Below are 21,156 nucleotides of genomic sequence, written 5' to 3'. Positions count from 1 at the left end.
GCAGGCTCGAGAGGGCCGCCGGGCCCGGCGGCACTGCACCCACGGCGCAGATCCCCGGCTACCGGGTGGCCGGCAAGACCGGCACCGCCCACAAGCTCGAGGGCGGGCGCTATGTCAACAAGTACATCGCCTCCTTCGTCGGTTTCGCCCCGGTGTCCGACCCGCGGATCGTGGTCGCGGTGATGGTCGACGAGCCCTCGGCGGGCCGCCACTACGGTGGCGAGGTCGCCGCCCCGGTCTTTGCCCAGATCACCGGCGATGTGATGCGCGCGCTGCGCATCCCGCCCGATTCGCCGCAGGTCCGCCAGGTGATCCCGGCCGAACCCGTCAAGGAGATGCCGTGAACGCAGTGTCCTCGGCCATCGGTCCCGCCGGTCTGTCCGCGCGCGAGCGCGAGGCCGCAGCCATCGGCCGCTGGCTGCGCGCGCGGCTTGGCCACGGCGCGCGCCTGAGCGCCGACAGCCGGCAGATCCGCCCCGGCGACGCCTTCTTCGCCTATCCCGGCCGCAGCGAGGACGGTCGTCGCCATATCGGCGATGCGCTGACCCGCGGCGCAGCGGTGGTGCTCTACGAGGCCGACGGCGGCGACGCCCGCGCCGTGGGCGAGGCAGCCTCCACGCTCGGCGTGTTCGGTCTGCGCGCGCTGGCCGGTCCGATCGCGGCCGAGTTCCACGGCCGTTCCGCCGATCGGATGCGGGTGGTCGCGATCACCGGCACCAACGGCAAGACCAGCGTCTCGCAGTGGGTGGCCCGCGGTCTGGCCGAGCCGGGCCGGCCCTCGGCCGTGCTCGGCACGCTGGGCGGCGCGCTGGTCACCGACGACAGCCCGGTCTCGTCGGGCGGGGCCGATCTCACCACCCCCGATGCGCTGTCGCTGCAGCGCGCGCTGGCCGGTTTCGCCGAGCGCGGCGCCCGAACCGTGGCCCTGGAGGCCTCGTCGATCGGCCTGGACCAGCTGCGCCTGGCCGGCACCCGGGTGGAGGTGGCCGCATTCACCAACCTCACCCGCGATCATCTCGACTACCACGGCTCGATGGCCGCGTACGCCGAGGCCAAGGCCCGGCTCTTCGGCTGGCCTTCGCTGCGCGCCGCGGTGCTCAACGGCGACGATCCCGCCAGCCTGAGCCTGCTGCAGGCCCTGGACGCGGTCGAGCGTGACGCGCCGGTGCTGCGCATCCTGCACGGCCAGGCCCCGGGGCAGCACGGCGCCCGCGGTGACCGGCTGCTGCTGGCCGAGCGCATCGTCGAGGATGCCACCGGCATCCTGCTGATCCTGGGGGGCGACTTCGGCCGTGCCGAGCTGCGCCTGGAACTGCTCGGCCGCTTCAATGTCTCGAACGCGCTGTCGGCGGCTGGCTGCTGGCTCGCGCTCGGCCTGTCGCTCGACGAGGTCGCCGCGCGCCTGACCCGCATCCGTCCGGTGGCCGGCCGCATGCAGCGCCTGGGCATGCCTGGCGGGCCGCTGGCGGTGGTCGACTACGCCCATACCCCCGACGCGCTCGCGCGTACCCTCGAGGCGCTGCGCCCGGTGGCAATGTCGCGCGGCGGCGCGCTGTGGTGCGTGTTCGGTGCCGGCGGCAACCGCGATCCGGGCAAGCGCCCCATGATGGGCCATGTCGCCCAGCGCGGTGCCGACCGCCTGGTGATCACCTCCGACAACCCGCGTGACGAGGAACCCTTCCGCATCGTCTCCGACCTGCGCGCCGGACTCACCCGCGAGCCTTTCGCCACCGAGATCGACCGGGCGCGCGCGATCGCGATCGCCGTGGAGTCGGCGGGCCGCGACGATGTCATCCTGATCGCAGGCAAGGGCCACGAGGCCTACCAGGAGATCCGCGGCCAGCGCCTGCCCTTTTCCGATGCCGAGCAGGTGATGCGCGGCCTCGAGGCACGCGCCCGCATCGAGACCGGCCTGCGTTCGGCCGAAGTGGCTGCCAGCGTGCCCGATGTTTGAGCTGCGCGAGGCCCAGGGCTGGATCGCCGGCGCGCGCCTGTCGGGCGATGGCGCCACGCGCATCGCCGCGGTCTGCACCGACTCCCGACGCATCGCCCCGGGATCGCTGTTCGTCGCCCTGCGCGGCGAGCGCTTCGATGCCCACGATTTTCTCGGCCAGGCTTTCCAGGCCGGCGCTGCCGCGGTGCTGGCCGAGCGTCTGCCCGACGCAGTCCGGGGGCCGGCGCTGCTGGTGGCCGACACCCGCCGCGCCTACGGCGAGCTTGGCGCCGCCTGGCGCGGGCGCTTCCGCCTGCCGCTGATCGCGGTCACCGGCAGCAACGGCAAGACCACGGTCAAGGAGATGATCGCCGCCATCCTGGCCGCCCGCTTCGGCGTTGATCACCGGCTGGCCACCCGCGGCAATCTCAACAACGAGATCGGCGTGCCGGCCACGCTGCTCGAACTCGGCCCGCAGCACGAGGCTGCGGTGGTCGAACTCGGCATGAATCATCCCGGCGAGATCGCGTGGATCGCCGGTCTGGCCGCGCCCACCGTGGCCCTGGTCAACAACGCGCAGCGCGAGCACCAGGAGTTTCTGGGCACGGTGCGCGCCACCGCGATCGAGAACGGCGCGGCGATCGCCGCGCTGCCGCCCGAGGGCGTGGCGGTGTTTCCCGGCGACGACGAGCACACCGCGCTGTGGCGCGAGATCGCCGGTGCGCGGCGCTGCCTGAGCTTCGGTCTGAGCCCGCACTGCGATGTCCATGCCGATCCTGCGGCCCGGCCCGAGGGATTCGATCTGTGCATCGGGCAGGCTTCGGCGCGGGTGAACCTCGCGATCGCGGGAGCGCACAACGTGCGCAATGCGCTGGCTGCTGCCGCCTGCGCCAGCGCGATCGGCATCGACCTGGCCGGCATCGCCGCAGGTCTGGCCGCCTTCCGGCCGGTGAGCGGCCGGCTGGTGCGCCTCGCCTGTCCGGGCGGCGCCAGCCTGATCGACGACAGCTACAACGCCAACCCCGACTCGGTGCGCGCCGCGATCGATGTGCTGGCTGCTGCCGACCACCCCCGGGTGCTGGTGCTCGGTGACATGGGCGAGGTCGGTTCGCAGGGCGAGCAGTTCCACCGGGAGGTGGTTGGCTATGCCGCCAGCCGCGGCATCGACCACCTGCTGGCGCTGGGCGAGGCCACCGGCCGCGCGGTGCGCGAGGCCGGCGTGCGCGGCTTCGAGGCCTTCGCCAGCCTGGAGGCCCTGCTGGCGCGGCTTGCGCCGCTCGCCATCACGCCGGCCACGGTGCTGGTCAAGGGCTCGCGCTCGATGCGCATGGAGCGGGTGGTGGCCGCGCTCTCGGGTGCGCCTCAGCCTGCAGGAGCGCACTAGGTGCTGCTCGAACTCGCGCAGTGGCTGGCCCGCGACATCCGCGGGTTCTCGGTCTTCAACTACATCACGCTGCGCGCGGTGCTGGCCACGCTCACCGCGCTGCTGATCGGCCTGCTCGCCGGCCCGGCGCTCATCCGTCGGCTCACCGTCATGAAGATCGGTCAGGCGGTGCGCACCGACGGGCCGCAGACCCACCTCGCCAAGTCCGGCACGCCGACCATGGGCGGCGCGCTGATCCTGGTGGCGGTGGGTGCGGCCACGCTGCTGTGGGCCGATCTCTCCAACCGTTTCGTGTGGGTGGTGCTGATCGTCACCCTGGGCTTCGGTGCGATCGGCTGGGTCGACGACTACCGCAAGGTGGTGCATCGCGACCCGCGCGGCATGGCCTCGCGCGAGAAGTTCTTCTGGCAGTCGCTGATCGGCCTCGCGGCGGCGGTGTGGCTGGCCTTCGCGGTGCCGGCGCAGTCCAATGCCCAGGCGCTGGATCTCTTCGGCCAGTGGCTGTCCGCCGGCCTGGCGATGGACCTGCCGCCCAAGGCCGACCTGATCGTGCCCTTCTTCAAGAATGTGGCCTATCCCCTGGGCGTGTTCGGCTTCATCGTGCTCACCTTCTTCGTGATCGTGGGCACCAGCAACGCGGTCAACCTCACCGACGGTGCCGACGGGCTGGCGATCATGCCGGCGGTGCTGGTGGGCTCGGCGCTGGGCCTGTTCGCCTATGTGACCGGCAACTCGGTCTTCGCGAAGTACCTTCTGATCCCCCATATCCCGGGCGCGGGCGAGCTCACCGTGTTCTGCGGCGCGATCGCCGGCGCGGGCCTGGCCTTCCTCTGGTACAACGCCTACCCCGCGCAGGTCTTCATGGGCGATGTCGGCGCGCTCGCCCTGGGCGGCGCGCTGGGCACGGTGGCGGTGGTGGTCCGCCAGGAGATCGTGCTGTTCATCATGGGCGGCGTGTTCGTCGCCGAGACCGTCTCGGTCATGCTCCAGGTGGGCTGGTTCAAGTACACCCGCCGTCGCTATGGCGAAGGCCGGCGCATCTTCCGGATGGCGCCGCTGCACCACCACTTCGAGGTGGGCGGGGTCAAGGAGAGCCAGGTGGTGGTCCGGTTCTGGATCGTGACCATGATGCTGGTGCTGTTCGGCCTGTCCTCGCTGAAGATCCGGTGAGCGCCATGAACGTCCAGCTGCCGCTCTTCGATCTTGCCGGCCGGCGCGTGCTGGTGCTCGGCCTGGGCGATTCCGGTCTGGCGATGGCGCGCTGGGCGGACTTTCGCGGCGCGCTGCTGTCGGTGGCCGACACCCGCGAGGCCCCGCCGAGACTGGCCGAGCTGCGCCAGGACCTGCCCGGCGCAAGCTTCAGTGGCGGCCCGCTCACGCCGGACCTGCTCGAGGGCGTCGACCTGGTGGCCTGGAGCCCCGGCCTGTCGATCGAGATCGGCGAGGGCGCGGCCTTCCAGGCCCTGGCTCGCGAGCGCGGCATTCCGGTGGCGGGCGAGATCGAGCTCTTCGCCCAGGCGCTCGCCCTGCTCGGCGAGCAGGGCTACCGGCCGCGCGTGGCCGCGATCACCGGCACCAACGGCAAGACCACCACCACCCGGCTGGTGGGCCATCTCTGCAGCCATGCCGGCCTGCGCGCGGTGGTGGCCGGCAACATCGCGCCGGCGGTGCTCGATGCCCTGCGCGAACAGCTGGTCGCCTGCGGCGAAGTGCCCGACCCGGCGCGACTGCCCGAGGTCTGGGTGCTGGAACTCTCGAGCTTCCAGCTGGCGCTCACCGACAGCCTCGTGCCGGATGTCGCTGCGATCCTGAACATCACCCAGGACCATCTCGACTGGCATGCCGACATGGCCAGCTACGCTGCCGCCAAGCAGCGCCTGTGGCGCGGTGCGCGCGCCTGCGTCTGGAACCGCGACGACCCGCTCACCGCGCCGCCCGCCGGGGCACGGCAGGTCTCGTTTGGCGCCTCGGTGCCGGCCCAGGCCGGCGACCTCGGGATCATCCACGAGGGCGGTCTGCGCTGGCTTGCGGCGGCCGTGCCCGGCGAGGAGGCGCCAGGCTCGCCCCGGCGCCGCCGCGAGGCGCCGCCGCCCCTGCTGCGTCGGCTGATGCCGGCCGATGCGCTGCGCATCCGCGGCACGCACAACCACGGCAATGCCCTGGCCGCGCTGGCGATCGCCGGCGCGCTGGGACTGCCCACGGCGGCGCTGCTGCACGGGCTGCGCGGCTTTGACGGCGAGCCCCATCGCTGCGAGCTGGTCGCGGTCATCGACGATGTCGAGTACTACGACGACAGCAAGGGCACCAATGTCGGCGCCACGGTGGCCGCGCTCTCCGGCCTGGGCAAGCGCTGCCTGCTGATCGCCGGCGGCGAGGGCAAGGGCCAGGACTTCACTCCGCTTGCGGCGGCGGTCGTCGCGCACGCGCGCGCGGTGTTCCTCATCGGCCATGACGCGCCGCGGCTGCGCGCCGCGCTCGCCGACACCCCCGCGCTGCTGGTCGATTGCGCAAGCCTCGAGGAGGCGGTGAGCCGCGCCCGCGAGATCGCGGTGCTCGGCGATGCGGTGCTGCTGTCGCCGGCCTGCGCCAGCTTCGACATGTTCCGCAACTATGCCCATCGGGCCGAGGTCTTCGTGGCAGCGGTACGGGCGCTGGCCCTCGATGCGGGGGTGCCATGCTGAGCCAGATGCTCTCGTGGCGCCGCGCCACGCGCGCCGGCGAGCGGCCGGTCGGTATCGCCCAGGCGCAGATCATCGACACCTCGCTGCTGTGGGTTGCCGGCGCGCTGCTCGCGCTGGGTCTGGTGATGGTCTATTCCGCCTCGATCGCGCTGCCTGACTCGCCCAAGTTCGCCGCCTACAAGCCGCATCACTTTCTGGTGCGGCACGCCTTCGCCATCGCGCTGGGCACCCTGCTCGGCCTGGTCGCCTTCGGCATCCCGATGCGGGTGTGGGAGGCGCTCTCGCCCAAGCTCTTCGTGCTGGCCATGGTGCTGCTGGTGCTGGTGCTCATCCCCGGCATCGGCAAGGTGGTCTACGGTGCCCGCCGCTGGCTCTCGCTCGGCCCGCTCAGCCTGCAGCCCTCCGAGCTGATGAAGCTCTTCGTGGTGCTCTACGCGGCCAGCTACATCGTGCGCAAGCAGGAGCACATCAAGCGCTTCAAGAAGGGATTCCTGCCGATGGGCACCGCGGTGGCGATCATCGGCATGCTGCTGCTGCTCGAGCCCGACCTCGGCGCCTTCGTGGTGATCTGCGCGATCGCCATGGGCATGCTGTTCCTGGGCGGGGTGAGCGCCCGGCTGTTCATCGGCCTGATCGGCATCCTCGGTGGCACCTTCGGGATGCTGATCTGGCTCTCGCCCTGGCGCCGCGAGCGCATCTTCGCCTACCTCGATCCCTTCGCCGACCCGCTCGGCAAGGGCTATCAGCTCACCCACTCGCTGATCGCCTTCGGCCGCGGCGAGTTCACCGGGGTCGGCCTGGGCGGATCGGTCGAGAAGCTGCACTACCTGCCCGAGGCCCACACCGACTTCCTGCTCGCCGTGATCGGCGAGGAGCTCGGTCTGATCGGCGTCCTGGTGGTGGTGGCGCTCTTCTACTGGCTCACGCGCCGCGCCTTCGAGATCGGCCGCCAGGCGATCACGCTCGACCGGGTGTTCAATGGCCTGGTCGCCAAGGGCGTGGCGATCTGGCTGGGCTTCCAGGCCTTCGTGAACATGGGGGTCAACCTCGGCCTGCTGCCCACCAAGGGCCTGACCCTGCCGCTGATGAGCTACGGTGGCTCGGGCGTGCTGGTGAACTGCCTTGCGCTGGCGCTGCTGCTGCGCATCGACTTCGAGACCCGCCACCTGATGCGGAGTGCGCGATGAGCCGCACCATCCTGATCATGGCAGGCGGCACCGGCGGCCATGTGATGCCCGGGCTGGCGGTCGCGGGCGAGATGCGCCGCCGCCGCTGGAACGTGGTGTGGCTGGGCAATCCCGCCGGCATGGAAGCCGACCTGGTGCCCCGCCACGGCATCCCGATGCGCGCGGTTCGCTTCGGCGGCCTGCGCGGCAAGGGGCTGCGCACCCGGCTGATGCTGCCCTGGAACCTGCTGCGCGCCTGCTGGCAGAGCGAGCTGGCCCTGCGCGCGGAACGGCCGGCTGTGGTCCTCGGGCTGGGCGGCTATGTCAGCTTTCCGGGCGGCCTCATGACCCGCCTGAGCGGCCGCGCCCTGGTGCTGCACGAGCAGAACTCGGTGGCCGGGCTGGCCAACCGCGTGCTGGCACGCATCGCCGACACCGTGCTCGAAGCCTTCCCCGGCACGCTGCCCGGCGCGGACTGGACCGGCAACCCGGTGCGCGCCGACATCGCGGCGCTGCCGGCGCCGGCCGAACGCTGGGCGGGTCGCCAGGGACCGCTGCGCCTGCTGGTGGTGGGCGGCAGCCTGGGCGCGCAGGCGCTCAACCAGGCGCTGCCGGCCGCGCTCGCGCTGATCCCGCCGGCCGCCCGGCCGCAGGTCGTGCACCAGTGTGGCCGCGGTCAGGGCGCCGCGGTCGCCCAGGCCTACCGCGACGCCGGTGTCCAGGCCGACGCGCGCGAATTCATCGACGACATGGCCGGCGAGCTCGCCGCCGCCGACCTCGCGGTCTGCCGCGCCGGCGCGATGACCGTGGCGGAACTGGCCGCCGCCGGCGTGCCCGCGGTGCTGGTGCCCTACCCGCACGCGGTCGACGATCACCAGACCGGCAATGCCCGGTTCCTCGTCGAGCGCGGCGCCGCCTGGCTGTTGCCGCAGGCACAGGCCGATGCGGCCGGGCTGGCCGCGCTGATCGGCGCCGCCGATCGCCAGGTTCTGCTGCGCATGGCCGAGCAGGCCCGCGCCGCGGCCCGGCCCGATGCCACCGGCGCGGTGGCCGATGCCTGCGAGGCCGCCGCCGGCCGCCGCGGAGCCGGGGCATGAAGCACAAGGTCCGTCACATCCACTTCGTGGGCATCGGCGGCTCGGGCATGAGCGGCATCGCCGAAGTGCTGCTCAACCTCGGCTACCGGATCAGCGGTTCGGATGCCGCCGACAGCGCCACCACCCGGCGGCTCGCCGGCCTGGGTGCGCAGATCTCGCTAGGCCACGATGCCGCTCACATCGTCGGCGCCGACTGCGTGGTCGTGTCCACCGCCGTGCGCGGCGACAACCCCGAGGTGATCGCCGCCCGCGCCCGACGGCTGCCGGTGGTGCCGCGCGCGCTCATGCTCGCCGAGCTGATGAAGCTCAAGCAGGGCGTGGCGATCGCCGGCACCCACGGCAAGACCACCACCACCAGCCTGGTGGCCTCGGTGCTCGCCGCCGGCGGGCTCGACCCCACCTTCGTGATCGGCGGGCGCCTGAACAGCGCTGGCGCCAATGCCCGGCTGGGCAGCGGCGACTACATCGTGGTCGAGGCCGACGAGTCGGACGCCTCGTTCCTGAATCTCACGCCCACGATCGCGGTGATCACGAACATCGACGCCGATCACATGGAGACCTATGGCCACGATCTGGCGCGCCTGAAGCATGCCTTCGTCGAGTTCACCCAGCGCCTGCCCTTCTACGGCGCGGCGGTGGTGTGCATCGACGATGCCAACCTGCGCGAGATCCTGCCCTTCGTGTCCAAGCCCGTGCTCAGCTACGGCCTGTCGCCCGAGGCGCAGTTCCGCGCCACCGATGTGCGCGCCGACGGCGCGCAGATGCGCTTCACCCTGCAGCGGGTCAACGGCGTGCGCCGCGAGCCGGTGCCGGTGCTGCTCAACGCGCCCGGCGAGCACAATGTGCGCAACGCCCTGGCGGCGATCGCGGTGGCCGACGAGCTCGGCGTGCCCGACGAGGCCATCCTCGGCGCGCTGGCCGAGTTCAAGGGCGTGGGCCGGCGCTTCCAGCGCTACGGTGAAATCCCCGCCAGCGGTGGCGGCAGCTTCACCCTCATCGACGACTACGGCCATCACCCGGCCGAGATGGCCGTCACGCTGGCGGCCGCGCGCGGCGCCTTCCCGGGCCGCCGTCTCGTCCTCGCCTTCCAGCCGCACCGCTTCACCCGCACCCGTGACCTGTTCGAGGACTTCGTGCGGGTGATGGGCGGTGCCGACGCGGTGCTGCTCGCCGAGGTCTATGCCGCCGGCGAGCCCCCGATCGTGGCCGCCGACGGCCGCGCGCTGGCGCGGGCGATGCGCGTGGCCGGCCGCGTGGAGCCGGTGTTCGTCGAGGACATCGCGCAGATGCCGCGCGCCATCCTTGAAGCGGCCCGCGACGGCGATGTGGTGCTCGCCATGGGCGCGGGCTCGATCGGCGCCGTGCCGGCGCAGGTGCGCGATCTTGCCGCTGCGGGAGGCGCCGATGGCCGCTGATCCGCGCGCGATGGGCCGGGTGGCGGTGCTGATGGGCGGGCGCTCGGCCGAGCGCGAGGTGTCGCTGCGCTCCGGCGCCGGCGTGCTCGCCGCCCTGCGCGCCCAGGGAGTCGATGCCCATGCCTTCGATCCCGCCGAGCGCGGCATGGACGAGCTGCGCCGCGAGGGCACGAGCCGCGCCTTCATCGCGCTGCACGGCCGCTACGGCGAGGACGGCACGGTGCAGGGCGCGCTCGAGCTGCTCGGCATCCCCTACACCGGCTCGGGCGTGATGGCCTCGGCGATCGCGATGGACAAGGTGCGCACCAAGGAGATCTGGGTGGCGCGCGGTCTGTCCACGCCGCGCTCGATGGTGCTGCGCCGCGGCGACAGCCTGCGCGAGGTGCCCGACCGCCTCGGCCTGCCGCTGATCGTCAAGCCGCCGCACGAGGGCTCCACCCTGGGCGTCACCCGGGTTCTGGGCTATTCGCAAATGCAGGAGGCCTTCGAGACGGCCGCCCGCTACGATGCCGAGGTGCTGGTCGAGGAGTGCATCATCGGTCCGGAACTCACCGTGGCCATCCTCGGCAGCGGCGGGCAGGCGCGCGCCCTGCCGGTGATCGAGATCCGCGCGCCCGACGGCAACTACGACTTCACCAACAAGTACTTCGGTGACCAGACCCGCTACCTCTGCCCGGCGCCGCTGCCCGAGGCGCTGGCCGCGCGGGTGCGCCGCCTCGCGCTCGATGCCTTCCTCGCGATCGGCTGCGAGGGCTGGGGCCGCGTCGACCTGATGCTGCGCGCGTCTGACCAGACGCCCTTCCTGCTCGAGGTGAACACCTCGCCGGGCATGACCGACCACTCACTGGTGCCGATGGCCGCGCGCGCCGAGGGTATGAGCTACGAGGCGCTGACCCTCGAGCTGCTGGCGGGCGCCAGCCTGAAGATCGGGGGCGCGCGGTGAGTCGGCTCTGGCATACCCCGCGGCTGCTCAATGCGCTGGCCAACGCGCTGATCCTGCTGTCGCTGCTCGGTCTGCTCTGCGCCGCCGGCTGGTGGCTGGGCCAGCGCCCGGGCCTTGCCCTGCGGGTGGTGCGCATCGATGCCGCCCCGGGCACCGAGCTGCGCCATGTCTCGGCGGTGCTGCTCGACCAGTCGGTGCGTCAGCGCCTGCGCGGGAACTTCTTCACCGTCGATCTCGATGCGGTGCGCGCGGGTTTCGAGCAGGTGCCCTGGGTGCGTCGCGCGATGGTGCGCCGGGTGTGGCCCGACCGGCTCGAGGTGGCGATCGAGGAGCACCGCCCGCTTGCCACCTGGGGCGAGAACCAGCTGATGAACACCTTCGGAGAGCTCTACACCGCCAATGCGGCCGAGGCCGAGGAGGACGGCCCGCTGCCGCACTTCTCCGGCCCGCCCGGCAGCGAGCAGCGCATGCTCGGCCGCTACGAGGAGCTGCGCCGCTGGCTCGCGCCGCTGGGGGTCACGCCGCGTTCGGTGCTGCTCTCGCCGCGGCTGGCCTGGTGGGTGCAACTCGACGACGGCACCCGCCTGGTCCTCGGCCGCGAGCAGGGTGTGCCGCTCGAGGAACGCGTGGCGCGCTGGGTGGAGGCGTACCCGCGGGTGCGCGGCCGGCTGGGCGAGCGTGCCCAGGTCATCGACCTGCGCTACCCCAACGGCTTCGCGGCGCGGGCCGCCGGTGCCGAGCCACCTCCGGCCGACCATGCCCCGCCGCCGGCCCCCGCCGGCGACAGCAATCAGCAGGACAGCCGCCCGGCGCTGTCGGAGTCGGGTGGCCCGACCCGCCTCGCCGCGCTACAGCCCACAGGCGCGCCCCGGGCGCGGGGCGCCGACCGCACCGACCAGCGAACGGACTAGCAAGATGGCCAGGGAAGCGAATGACTTGATCGTCGGGCTCGACATCGGCACCTCCAAGATCGTGGCGATCGTGGCGCAGATGCTGCCTGACGGACGCTACGAGATCGTCGGCTTCGGCCAGCACGAATCGCGCGGGCTGAAGAAGGGCGTGGTGGTGAACATCGAGACCACCGTGGCCTCGATCCAGCGCGCGCTCGAAGAGGCCGAACTGATGGCCGACTGCAAGATCCGCACGGTCTACACCGGGATCGCCGGCAGCCACATCCGCAGCTTCAACTCGAGCGGCATGGTCGCGGTCAAGGACAAGGAGGTCAGCGAGGCCGACATGGCCCGGGTGATCGAGACCGCCAAGGCGGTCAACATCCCCACCGACCAGCAGATTCTGCATGTGCTGCCGCAGGAGTTCATCATCGACGGCCAGGAAGACATCCGCGAGCCGATCGGCATGAGCGGCGTGCGCCTGGAGGTGAAGGTGCACATCGTCACCGGGGCGGTGTCGGCAGCGCAGAACATCGTGAAGTGCGTGCGCCGCTGCGGCCTCGAGGTGGCCGACCTGATCCTGCAGCCGCTTGCCTCGAGCACCGCGGTGCTCAGCCAGGACGAGAAGGAGCTCGGCGTGGCGCTCGTCGACATCGGCGGCGGCACCACCGACATCGCCATCTTCACCGGCGGCTCGATCCGCCACACCGCGGTGATCCCGATCGCCGGCGACCAGATCACCAACGACATCGCGATGGCGCTGCGCACGCCCACCCCCGAGGCCGAGGAGATCAAGCTCACGCACGGCCTGGCCAAGCAGGTGCTGGCCGACCCCAACGAGCGCATCGAGGTGCCCGGCCTGGGCGATCGCGGGCCGCGCCAGCTCACCCGCCAGACGCTGGCGGCGGTGATCGAGCCACGGGTCGAGGAGTTGTGCGGGCTGGTGCATCAGGCGATCCGCGAGTCGGGCTACGAGGAGCTGCTCTCCTCGGGCATCGTGGTCACCGGCGGCACCGCGCTGATGCCCGGCATGGTCGAGCTCGCCGAAGACATCTTCCTGAAGCCGGTGCGGCTGGGCCTGCCCGGTTACGCCGGCGGCCTCTCGGATGTGGTCAGCAATCCGCGCTTCGCCACCGCGGTCGGCCTGCTCGAGGAGGCCCGCATGCAGCGGCTGCGCGGCCGCAAGGCCGCCGAGCAGTCCGGCAACTTCAAGGAAACCATGCGCCGCATGAAGGACTGGTTCGTGGGCAATTTCTAGCCGCGAGCCGACATCCGCCGATCATTCCAGCACGCCCGATCCAGTACCCGAACCCGAACCCGAACCCACCGAAACCACCCGAGGAGGCCCAGCCATGTCGACTTTCAAACTCATCGAATCCGCACCTGATGGTGCCGTCATCAAGGTGGTGGGCATCGGTGGCGCCGGCGGCAACGCCGTCAACCACATGATCTCGCGTGGCGTGACCGGGGTGGAGTTCATCGCGCTGAACACCGATCGCCAGGCGCTGTCGCGCTCGCAGGCCGGCCGCATCATCCAGCTCGGCGACCAGGGCCTGGGCGCCGGGGCCAATCCGGCCGCCGGCCGCGCCTCGGCCGAGGCCGCCGAGGCGCAGATCCGCGAGGCGCTTGCCGGCGCGAACATGGTCTTCCTGACCGCCGGCATGGGCAAGGGCACCGGCACGGGCGCCTCGCCGGTGGTCGCGCAGATCGCCAAGGAGCTCGGGGTGCTGACCGTGGGTGTGGTCACCAAGCCCTTCCAGTTCGAGGGTGCGCGCAAGATGCAGATCGCCGAGGCCGGCATCGAGCAGCTCGTCGATCATGTCGATTCGCTGATCGTGGTGCTCAACGAGGCGCTGTTCGAGGTGATGGACGAGGACGCCAGCCTCGAGGACGCCTTCAAGCGCGCCGACGATGTGCTGCACAACGCCGTGGCGGGCATCGCCGAGATCATCAATGTGCCGGGCCTGGTCAACGTCGACTTCGCCGACGTGCGCACCGTGATGGGCGAGCAGGGCAAGGCCATGATGGGCATCGGCGAGGCTGCCGGCATCGACCGCGCCCGTCTGGCCGCCGAGCAGGCGGTGGCCTCGCCGCTGCTCGACGGCGTCGACCTCTCCGGCGCGCGCGGGGTGATCGTCAACATCACCGCCACCCGCGGCCTGAAGCTGCGCGAGACCAACGATGTGATCAACACCATCAAGGCCTTCTGCGCCGACGACGCGACCATCATCCACGGCACGGTGTTCGACGACTCGATGGCCGACACGCTGCGCGTGACCGTGGTGGCCACCGGCATCGGCGGGCGCCGCGCCCCCACCGCGCAGCGGCCGGTGCTGGTGCAGCCCACCCTCCAGCGCACCGGCACCGACGACGGCCAGCCGGCCCGCGCCACCACCAACTTCGCCGATCTCGACCAGCCCGCGGTGTGGCGCAGCCCGCGCGCCTCGGCCGCGGCCCAGGTGCAGGCGCTGGAGGAGAGCGGCGTCGAGCGCTTCGACATCCCGGCCTTCCTGCGCAAGCAGGCCGACTGAGCCGCCTGCGCGCGCGGCGCTCCCCGCTGCGGGGGACGCCGCCGGCAGGGTTTTGCCGATGCCACTAGAATCCGGGGTCTGACCCGGCCCGCGTCGGGCCTTCCCCCAGAACCCCCCGGAGAGACAGATGACCATCAAAGTCGGCGAGACCCTGCCCGAAGCCACCCTGACCGAATTCGTCGAAGTCGAGGGCAACGGCTGCTCGGTCGGTCCCAACGCATTCAAGGTGTCCGATCTGGTCAAGGGCAAGCGGGTGGCGCTGTTCGCGCTGCCGGGCGCCTTCACCCCCACCTGCTCGGCGCAGCATGTGCCCAGCTACCTCAAGCAGTTCGACGCGCTGCGCGCCAAGGGCATCGACGAGATCTGGTGCGTGTCGGTCAACGACGCCTTCGTGATGGGCGCCTGGGGCCGCGATCAGCAGTCCGGCGGCAAGGTGCGCATGCTGGCCGACGGCAGCGGCGACTTCACCCGCAAGGTGGGCCTCGAGCTCGACCTCACCGCGCGCGGCATGGGTGTGCGCTCGCAGCGCTATGCCATGGTGGTCGACAACGGCGTGGTCAAGCACCTGTTCGTCGAAGCCCCGGGCAAGTTCGAGGTCTCCAGCGCCGACCACGTGCTGGCCAGCCTCTGATCCTGGCGCAAGCTGCCGCCACGCCCGCCCGGTCCCGCCAGAGCACCGCCCCGAACCATGCTGCGTCAGCGAACCATCCGCCAGCGGGTTAGCACCACCGGCGTGGGGCTGCACTCGGGCCAGCGGGTCGAGCTCACGCTGCGGCCGGCGGCGGCGGGCACCGGCATCGTGTTCCGCCGCACCGATCTCGATCCGGCGGTCGACATCCCGGTGCGTGCGGTCCAGGTCACCGATACCCGCATGGCGTCCACCCTGTCGGCGCCCGAGGATGCGTCGGTACGGGTGGCCACGGTCGAGCACCTGATGTCGGCGCTGGCCGGTCTGGGCATCGACAACCTCTACATCGATGTCACCGCGCCCGAGATTCCCATCCTCGACGGCTCGGCGGCGTCCTTCGTGTTCCTGGTGCAGTCGGCCGGCATCGCCGAGCAGGCCGCGGCCAAGCGCTTCATCCGGGTCAAGCGCCTGGTCGAGGTGCGCGAGGGTGACAAGTGGGCGCGGCTGGAGCCGCATGAAGGCTTCCTGCTCGACTTTTCCATCGACTTCGGTCACCCGGCCATCGATGCCACCGGCCAGCATGTGCGGGTCGACTTTGCCGAGACCTCCTTCGTGCGCGACATCGCCCGTGCCCGCACCTTCGGCTTCGTGCAGGATGTCGAGATGCTGCGTGCGGCCGGCCTGGCGCAGGGCGGCAGCTTCGAGAACGCCATCGTCATGGACGAGTACCGCATCCTGAACGGCGATGGGTTGCGCTACGACGACGAGTTCGCGCGACACAAGGTGCTCGATGCGATCGGCGATCTCTACTGCGTGGGCCATCCCATGCTGGCCGCCTACCGCGCCCACAAGTCCGGCCACGCGCTCAACAACCGGCTGCTGCGCAGCCTGCTCTCCCAGGCCGATGCCTGGGAGTACGCCCGTTTCGCGCAGCCGCGCGAGGCGCCTGCGGTTTTCGCCCGGGACTGGCGTCTCGCCTGAGGGCGACGCGTCACCTGCGTCGCCGATGCTCGCGCTGCGTATGCTGGTCATCTTCACCGCTGCTGCGGTGGCCATCTGCGTCGCGGGCTACCTGATCGGCGGCGACCGCATCTGGCTGGGCCGTGCCGTGCGCACGCTGAAGTTCGCGGCTGCGGCGGCACTGGTGTTCTTCGCGGTGCTGCTTCTCGAGCGGCTCGCCTGACCGGCGCCGCAGGCCGAGGGGCCTTGCAGGCCCGTGCGGCGAGGGTGCGTGCCGAAGGCCCTTTCGTGGGCGGCCCCCGGATGCCCGGAACTTCAGCGCGCGTGCCTCAGGAGTGCGGCCAGCGCTGCTTTCAGCGGCCCCTCGGGCGCCTGGCCGGCGAGTTCGGCCAGGCCTGCCAGTGCCGCAGGCGGGATCGGCCCGCGCGGCGGCGCCGAGGGCACGGGGGGCAGATCGCCCACCGGTTGCGTGCGGGCGCGCAGCCGCGTCACGGCCCAGCCGCGTGCCGCCAGCCCGGCCACCAGCCGTGGCTCGAACTGTCGCAGCTTGGCCGCCGCCGCCGCCGAGGGCGTGGCCACCCGCAGCACGCCGTCGCCGTCCAGGCCGAGCACGGTCAGGCCGGGCACTGGCGAGAGGCGGGCGAGCTCGCCCTGCAGGGCGATGGTGCGGGCCGCGCGCTGGGCGAGTTCGCGCGCCACCGGGCTGTCGGTCAGGCAGGCATAGACCTGTCGACTGAGGGCAGAAGGCATGGTCGGGTCAGGATGGACGGGGCGCGGGCGCGGCCGGATGGCTGCTACCCCCGTGCTACCATGACAGGTTAACTTAACCCGGCAGGCCGTGAGGCCGGCACGAGGCTTTCTGCAATGATCCAGGGTTTGCTCACCAAGATCTTCGGCAGCCGCAACGAGCGTGTGCTGAAGCAGTATCGCAAGGCCGTGGCCGAGATCAATGCCCTCGAGCCTTCGATCTCGGCCCTGTCCGATGAGGCCCTGCGCGGCCGCACCGCCGAGTTGCGGGCCCGCGTGGCGGCCGGCGCCACCCTGGATTCGCTGCTGTCCGAGGCCTTCGCGGTGTGCCGCGAGGCAGCGCGCCGCTCGCTGGGCATGCGCCACTTCGATGTCCAGCTGATCGGCGGCATGGTGCTGCACACCGGCCGCATCGCCGAGATGCGCACCGGCGAGGGCAAGACCCTCACCGCCACGCTGGCGGTGTACCTGAACGCGCTGGCCGGCAAGGGCGTGCATGTGGTCACCGTGAACGACTATCTTGCCGCGCGCGATGCCGAGTGGATGGGCAAGGTCTATCGATTCCTGGGCATGAGCGTGGGGGTGATCCTCTCGCAGCAGTCCACCGAGGACAAGAAGCTCGCCTACGCGGCCGACATCACCTACGGCACCAACAACGAGTTCGGCTTCGACTACCTGCGCGACAACATGGAGTATTCCGCCGGTGACCGCCGGCAGCGCGGCCTGTCGTACGCCATTGTCGACGAGGTCGACTCCATCCTGATCGACGAGGCGCGCACCCCGCTGATCATCTCGGGCCAGGCCGAAGACCACACCGAGATGTACCTGCGGATGAACGCGGTGCCGCCGCTGCTCGACGAGATGGCCGCCGAGCCCAAGGCCAACGAGCCCGATCCGCCGGGCGACTACTGGGTCGATCGCAAGAGCCACCAGGTGCACCTCTCGGAGGCCGGCCACGAGAAGGCCGAACGCATCCTGGTGCAGCAGGGCATCCTGGCCGAGGGCGCCAGCCTCTACGACGCCGCCAACATCAGCCTGATGCATCACCTGATGGCCGCGCTGCGCGCCCACACCCTGTTCCTGAAGGACCAGCAGTATGTGGTGCAGGACGGTGAGGTGATCATCGTCGACGAGTTCACCGGCCGGCTCATGGCGGGCCGGCGCTGGAGCGACGGCCTGCACCAGGCGGTCGAGGCCAAGGAAGGGGTGACGATCAACGCCGAGAACCAGACCATGGCGTCGATCACCTTCCAGAACTACTTCCGCATGTACGGCAAGCTCGCCGGCATGACCGGCACGGCCGACACCGAGGCCTACGAGTTCCAGGAGATCTACGGTCTGGAGACTGTGGTCGTACCCACGCACCGCGCCATGATCCGCCAGGATCGCCAGGATCAGGTCTTTCGCACCGCTCAGGAAAAGTACGGCGCCATCCTGGCCGACATTCGCGACTGCCAGCAGCGCGGTCAGCCGGTCCTGGTGGGCACCACCAGCATCGAGAGCTCCGAGCTGCTCTCGGCCATGCTCACCCGCGAGAAGCTGCCGCACCAGGTGCTCAACGCCAAGCAGCATGCCCGCGAGGCCGAGATCGTTGCCCAGGCCGGCCGCCCGAAGATGATCACCATCGCCACCAACATGGCGGGCCGCGGCACCGACATCGTGCTCGGCGGCAATGTCGACAAGCAGGTCGACTTCCTCATCAACGACTCCTCGCTCGACGAGGCCGGACGCGCGGCCCGCGCCACGCAGCTGCGGGGCGAGTGGCAGTCGCTGCACGACCAGGTCATCGCCGCCGGCGGGCTGCACATCATCGGCACCGAGCGCCACGAGTCGCGCCGCATCGACAACCAGCTGCGCGGTCGCTCCGGCCGGCAGGGCGATCCGGGCTCGTCGCGCTTCTACCTGTCGATGGACGATCCGCTGCTCAAGATCTTCGCTGGCGATCGTCTCAAGGCCATCATGGACCGGCTCAAGCTCCCCGAGGGCGAGCCGATCGAGGCCGGCATGGTCACCCGCTCGATCGAGAGCGCGCAGCGCAAGGTCGAGGCCCGCAACTTCGACATCCGCAAGCAGCTGCTCGAGTACGACGATGTGGCCAACGACCAGCGCAAGGTGGTCTATGCCGATCGCAATGCGCTGCTCGACAGCACCGAGTTCGCCGAACGCATCACCGAGCTGCGTCACCGTGTCTTCACCGACCTCTTCCGCCAGCATGTGCCCGAGGGCTCGATCGAGGAGCAGTGGGATCTCGACGGCCTGCAGGCGCAGCTGCACGCCGAGTGGCAGCTCGAGGTGCCGCTGGTGAGCATGGCCGCCGAGGCCTCCGAGGAGGAGCTGCTCGCCGCGGTGCTCAAGGCGGCCGATGCGCTCTATCAGGGCAAGATCGACGCCGTGGGGGCCGAGACCTTCGCCGGCTTCGAGCGCTCGATGCTGTTGCAGACCATCGACCAGCACTGGCGTGAACATCTCTCGGCACTCGACTACCTGCGGCAGGGCATCCACCTGCGCGGCTACGCGCAGAAAAATCCCAAGCAGGAATACAAGCGCGAGGCCTTCGAGCTCTTCAGCCTGATGCAGGAGCGCATCCGCAACGATGTCACCCGGGTGCTCATGACGGTGCGCATCCAGAGCCCCGAGGAAGCGCAGCAGGCCGAGCAGAGCATCGAGCAGGAGCAGGCCCGCAGCCTGGAGCGGGTGAACACCACCCACGCCGATTTCAGCGAGGCCGCGAGCGCCGCCCAGGGTGCCGACCCCGAGTCGATCGCCCTGGCCCTGCAGCAGGCGCCGGTGGCCGACGACCGCGATGTGCCGCAGCCCGTGCGCCGCTTCGGCGCCAAGATCGGCCGCAACGATCCTTGCCCCTGTGGCTCCGGCCGCAAGTACAAGGCCTGCCACGGCCGTCTGGCCTGAGCCTGCCGGGGAGGGGCGCCCGCACCCGCCCCCGCACCCTCAGCCTCAGCCTCAGCCTCAGCCTCAGCCTCAGCCGGGCAGGGGCTCCACCACAAGGCGCTCCGGCCGCTCCACCCACGCGGCGAAGGCCTCGGCCATCGCCGCGCATTCCGCCATGGCGCGGCGCCAGTCGCGCAGCCTGGCATCGTGGTCGGTGTCGTAGCGAAAGAAGTCCTGCCGGTCGGGCAGCTTGCGGTTGGGCAGACGCGCGAGCAGCGTCGGCGAAGGGGTCACCAGCAGCAGGTTGTCCAGCCAGCCGCGGCCGGCGCGGCCCAGGCCGTGCCGTCGCCAGGGCAGGAACTTGTCGAGCCAGCCGGCGGTGACCGCGGGCAGGAAGTGCGGCATCAGCACGATGCCCGGCAGTGCCTGCCAGCGCCAGTGCAGGTGGTAGTCGATCAGACCGCCATCCCAGTAGCGCCCGGCCGGTGCTCCGGCCACGCCGGCCACCGCCTCGGCCACCAGCGGAATGCTGCCCGAGGCAAGCAGCGCGTCCTCGAGGTTGTCGGCCCGCAGGGCCACGCTGCGGCTGTCGAAGGCATCGTCTGGCAAGGCCGGACAGCCGCTGCCGCTGCCGGTCCCATGGCCATGGCCATGACCCGAAGCGCCGCCGACGCTGGCGTCAGTGCGCCCATCGGCGCAGAACACAACCCGCTGCAGGTGGCTGCCGAGATGCGCCCTCGACACCGCATTGGCGAGCGCCGCCCGCCCGAAGGCGATCCGCGCTGGTGCGGATGCCGGCGCCAGCCCGCGCGCGGTGACCACCTGCAGCCGTCGGCCCGGTGCGACGCCGGCAAGAAACGCGGCGGCGTCATGGCCGATGAGCTCGCGGGTCATGTCCCGGCATACCTGCGAGACCAGGGCGGCGGAGGGCTTGCGCGGATAGCGCTGGCCTTCGAGGTAGGCCTGGGCCAGGCAATCGAGCGCGGGCAGGGGCTTGCGCTGCGCGCCGGCGGCCATGCGCCAGGCTCCGATCGAGGCACCCGCCAGCCAGCGCTCGCGCGGACAGTCGGCCAGCCAGTGGCCGAACAGCCAGCGGTCAAGCGGCAGGAGGGCCAGCCCCTTGGGGCCACCGGCGGCGCCAGCCACCGCCGCGATGTCGGCCGGCTTCAGCCCCTGGGCGGCGATGTGGCGCGCGGCCGCCGGGCCCGCCAGCAGACGGATCGGCGCGGGCGCAGCCACGCCGGGCCTCAGCCCGCGGCCGGCCGGGGCCGGGTGTGCAGGCTGTGCATTGCCGCCTCGGTGCGGCCGGCCGCGCAGTCGGTGGCGATGCCGAGCGATCGGTCGAGCTCGGCCTCGATCACCGAGCGTTCGTCGCGGCGCGGCGGATGGAGCACGAAGTCGGCCACCTCCTGCTGCAGATTCAGGGTGCGGGGATGGCCGATGCCCAGGCGCAGTCGCCAGAAGCCAGGCGTGCCGAGCGCGGCCGCGATGTCGCGCAGGCCGTTGTGGCCGGCATGGCCGCCGCCGAGCTTGAGCTTGCTCTGGCCGGGAGGCAGATCGAGCTCGTCGTGCACCACCAGGATCTCTTCGGGCGCGATGCGGTAGAAGCCGGCCAGCGCCGCGACGGCGCGACCGGAACGGTTCATGAAGGTGCCCGGCTTGAGCAGCCAGACCGCGGCGCCGCTCAGACTCACCCGCGCAGTCTCGCCGTGGAACTTGGCCTCACGGGAGAAGCGCCCACCGTGGCGGCGGGCGAGCTCATCCACCCACCAGAACCCGGCGTTGTGGCGGGTATCTTCGTACTCGGGGCCGATGTTGCCCAGGCCGACGATGAGGCGGATGGCGGACATGGGCTCGGTGTCCCCTTGCCCGGCGCGCGGGCTCGGGGCGCG

19 protein-coding genes are annotated in these 21,156 nt (G+C 71.4%); 16 read left to right on the top strand and 3 right to left on the bottom strand.

Going from position 1 to position 21,156, the window contains the following annotated elements:
- The 15 genes from AC2H6A_RS07870 to AC2H6A_RS07800 form a co-directional block, all read left to right on the top strand.
- Positions 1-344: penicillin-binding transpeptidase domain-containing protein (locus AC2H6A_RS07870; RefSeq protein WP_484272607.1), on the top strand; the 344-nt coding region annotated here is incomplete at its 5' end.
- Complete coding sequence (locus tag AC2H6A_RS07865; RefSeq protein ID WP_484272606.1) at positions 341-1,954, top strand: UDP-N-acetylmuramoyl-L-alanyl-D-glutamate--2,6-diaminopimelate ligase; 1,614 nt, start codon at positions 341-343, stop codon at positions 1,952-1,954. The genes AC2H6A_RS07870 and AC2H6A_RS07865, both read left to right, overlap by 4 nt.
- Complete coding sequence (locus AC2H6A_RS07860) at positions 1,947-3,317, top strand: UDP-N-acetylmuramoyl-tripeptide--D-alanyl-D-alanine ligase (RefSeq protein WP_484272605.1); 1,371 nt, start codon at positions 1,947-1,949, stop codon at positions 3,315-3,317. The genes AC2H6A_RS07865 and AC2H6A_RS07860 overlap by 8 nt, the downstream gene beginning before the upstream one ends.
- Positions 3,318-4,487, top strand: a complete 1,170-nt coding sequence (gene mraY / locus AC2H6A_RS07855) for a phospho-N-acetylmuramoyl-pentapeptide-transferase (RefSeq protein ID WP_484272604.1) — start codon at positions 3,318-3,320, stop codon at positions 4,485-4,487. It begins immediately after the preceding gene.
- A 5-nt stretch (positions 4,488-4,492) separates the two neighbouring features.
- Positions 4,493-5,998: a UDP-N-acetylmuramoyl-L-alanine--D-glutamate ligase gene (murD, locus tag AC2H6A_RS07850; RefSeq protein ID WP_484272603.1), complete on the top strand. Its 1,506-nt coding sequence runs from the start codon at positions 4,493-4,495 to the stop codon at positions 5,996-5,998.
- The gene (gene ftsW, locus AC2H6A_RS07845; RefSeq protein WP_484272602.1) at positions 5,992-7,185 is read left to right on the top strand and encodes a putative lipid II flippase FtsW; all 1,194 of its coding nucleotides are present in this window, start codon (positions 5,992-5,994) and stop codon (positions 7,183-7,185) included. The genes murD and ftsW overlap by 7 nt, the downstream gene beginning before the upstream one ends.
- Positions 7,182-8,261 carry an undecaprenyldiphospho-muramoylpentapeptide beta-N-acetylglucosaminyltransferase gene (gene murG / locus AC2H6A_RS07840; RefSeq protein WP_484272601.1) on the top strand — a complete coding sequence of 360 codons (1,080 nt, stop codon included), beginning with the start codon at positions 7,182-7,184 and terminating at the stop codon, positions 8,259-8,261. Before ftsW ends, murG begins: the two co-directional genes overlap by 4 nt.
- Entirely contained in the window at positions 8,258-9,676 is a 1,419-nt protein-coding gene (gene murC / locus AC2H6A_RS07835; protein WP_484272600.1) for a UDP-N-acetylmuramate--L-alanine ligase, read from the top strand. Before murG ends, murC begins: the two co-directional genes overlap by 4 nt.
- Entirely contained in the window at positions 9,666-10,619 is a 954-nt protein-coding gene (locus AC2H6A_RS07830; RefSeq protein WP_484272599.1) for a D-alanine--D-alanine ligase, read from the top strand. The genes murC and AC2H6A_RS07830 overlap by 11 nt, the downstream gene beginning before the upstream one ends.
- Positions 10,616-11,530 (top strand): cell division protein FtsQ/DivIB, encoded by a 915-nt coding sequence (locus tag AC2H6A_RS07825; RefSeq protein ID WP_484272598.1) that lies wholly within the window; start codon positions 10,616-10,618, stop codon positions 11,528-11,530. The genes AC2H6A_RS07830 and AC2H6A_RS07825 overlap by 4 nt, the downstream gene beginning before the upstream one ends.
- Before the next feature lie 4 nt (positions 11,531-11,534).
- Complete coding sequence (ftsA, locus tag AC2H6A_RS07820; protein WP_484272597.1) at positions 11,535-12,767, top strand: cell division protein FtsA; 1,233 nt, start codon at positions 11,535-11,537, stop codon at positions 12,765-12,767.
- A 94-nt stretch (positions 12,768-12,861) separates the two neighbouring features.
- Positions 12,862-14,040, top strand: a complete 1,179-nt coding sequence (gene ftsZ, locus AC2H6A_RS07815; RefSeq protein WP_484272596.1) for a cell division protein FtsZ — start codon at positions 12,862-12,864, stop codon at positions 14,038-14,040.
- A gap of 127 nt (positions 14,041-14,167) precedes the next feature.
- On the top strand, positions 14,168-14,671 hold the full coding sequence (locus AC2H6A_RS07810; protein ID WP_484272595.1) for a redoxin family protein: 504 nt from the start codon (positions 14,168-14,170) through the stop codon (positions 14,669-14,671).
- 57 nt (positions 14,672-14,728) lie between these two features.
- Complete coding sequence (gene lpxC / locus AC2H6A_RS07805) at positions 14,729-15,649, top strand: UDP-3-O-acyl-N-acetylglucosamine deacetylase (protein ID WP_484272594.1); 921 nt, start codon at positions 14,729-14,731, stop codon at positions 15,647-15,649.
- A gap of 25 nt (positions 15,650-15,674) precedes the next feature.
- Positions 15,675-15,851 carry a hypothetical protein gene (locus AC2H6A_RS07800; protein WP_484272593.1) on the top strand — a complete coding sequence of 59 codons (177 nt, stop codon included), beginning with the start codon at positions 15,675-15,677 and terminating at the stop codon, positions 15,849-15,851.
- Between the two features lie 92 nt (positions 15,852-15,943).
- Here AC2H6A_RS07800 and AC2H6A_RS07795 read toward each other — a convergent pair whose 3' ends face one another.
- The gene (locus AC2H6A_RS07795; protein WP_484272592.1) at positions 15,944-16,378 is read right to left on the bottom strand and encodes a hypothetical protein; all 435 of its coding nucleotides are present in this window, start codon (positions 16,376-16,378) and stop codon (positions 15,944-15,946) included.
- Between the two features lie 114 nt (positions 16,379-16,492).
- Here AC2H6A_RS07795 and secA point away from each other — a divergent pair, with 114 nt between their 5' ends.
- Positions 16,493-19,285: a preprotein translocase subunit SecA gene (gene secA / locus AC2H6A_RS07790; RefSeq protein WP_484272591.1), complete on the top strand. Its 2,793-nt coding sequence runs from the start codon at positions 16,493-16,495 to the stop codon at positions 19,283-19,285.
- Positions 19,286-19,354: 69 nt separating this feature from the next.
- On the opposite strand, the gene AC2H6A_RS07785 is transcribed toward secA, so the two are convergent.
- Together AC2H6A_RS07785 and pth are read right to left on the bottom strand one after the other, a co-directional pair.
- The gene (locus AC2H6A_RS07785) at positions 19,355-20,503 is read right to left on the bottom strand and encodes a patatin-like phospholipase family protein (RefSeq protein ID WP_484272590.1); all 1,149 of its coding nucleotides are present in this window, start codon (positions 20,501-20,503) and stop codon (positions 19,355-19,357) included.
- 8 nt (positions 20,504-20,511) lie between these two features.
- On the bottom strand, positions 20,512-21,114 hold the full coding sequence (gene pth, locus AC2H6A_RS07780; RefSeq protein ID WP_484272589.1) for an aminoacyl-tRNA hydrolase: 603 nt from the start codon (positions 21,112-21,114) through the stop codon (positions 20,512-20,514).
- Between the last annotated feature and the right edge of the window lie 42 nt (positions 21,115-21,156).

It is taken from the genome of Quisquiliibacterium sp. (assembly GCF_982640115.1).
Note: the sequence above shows the minus strand (reverse complement) of the source record. Positions and strands in the feature narration are given on the sequence as shown.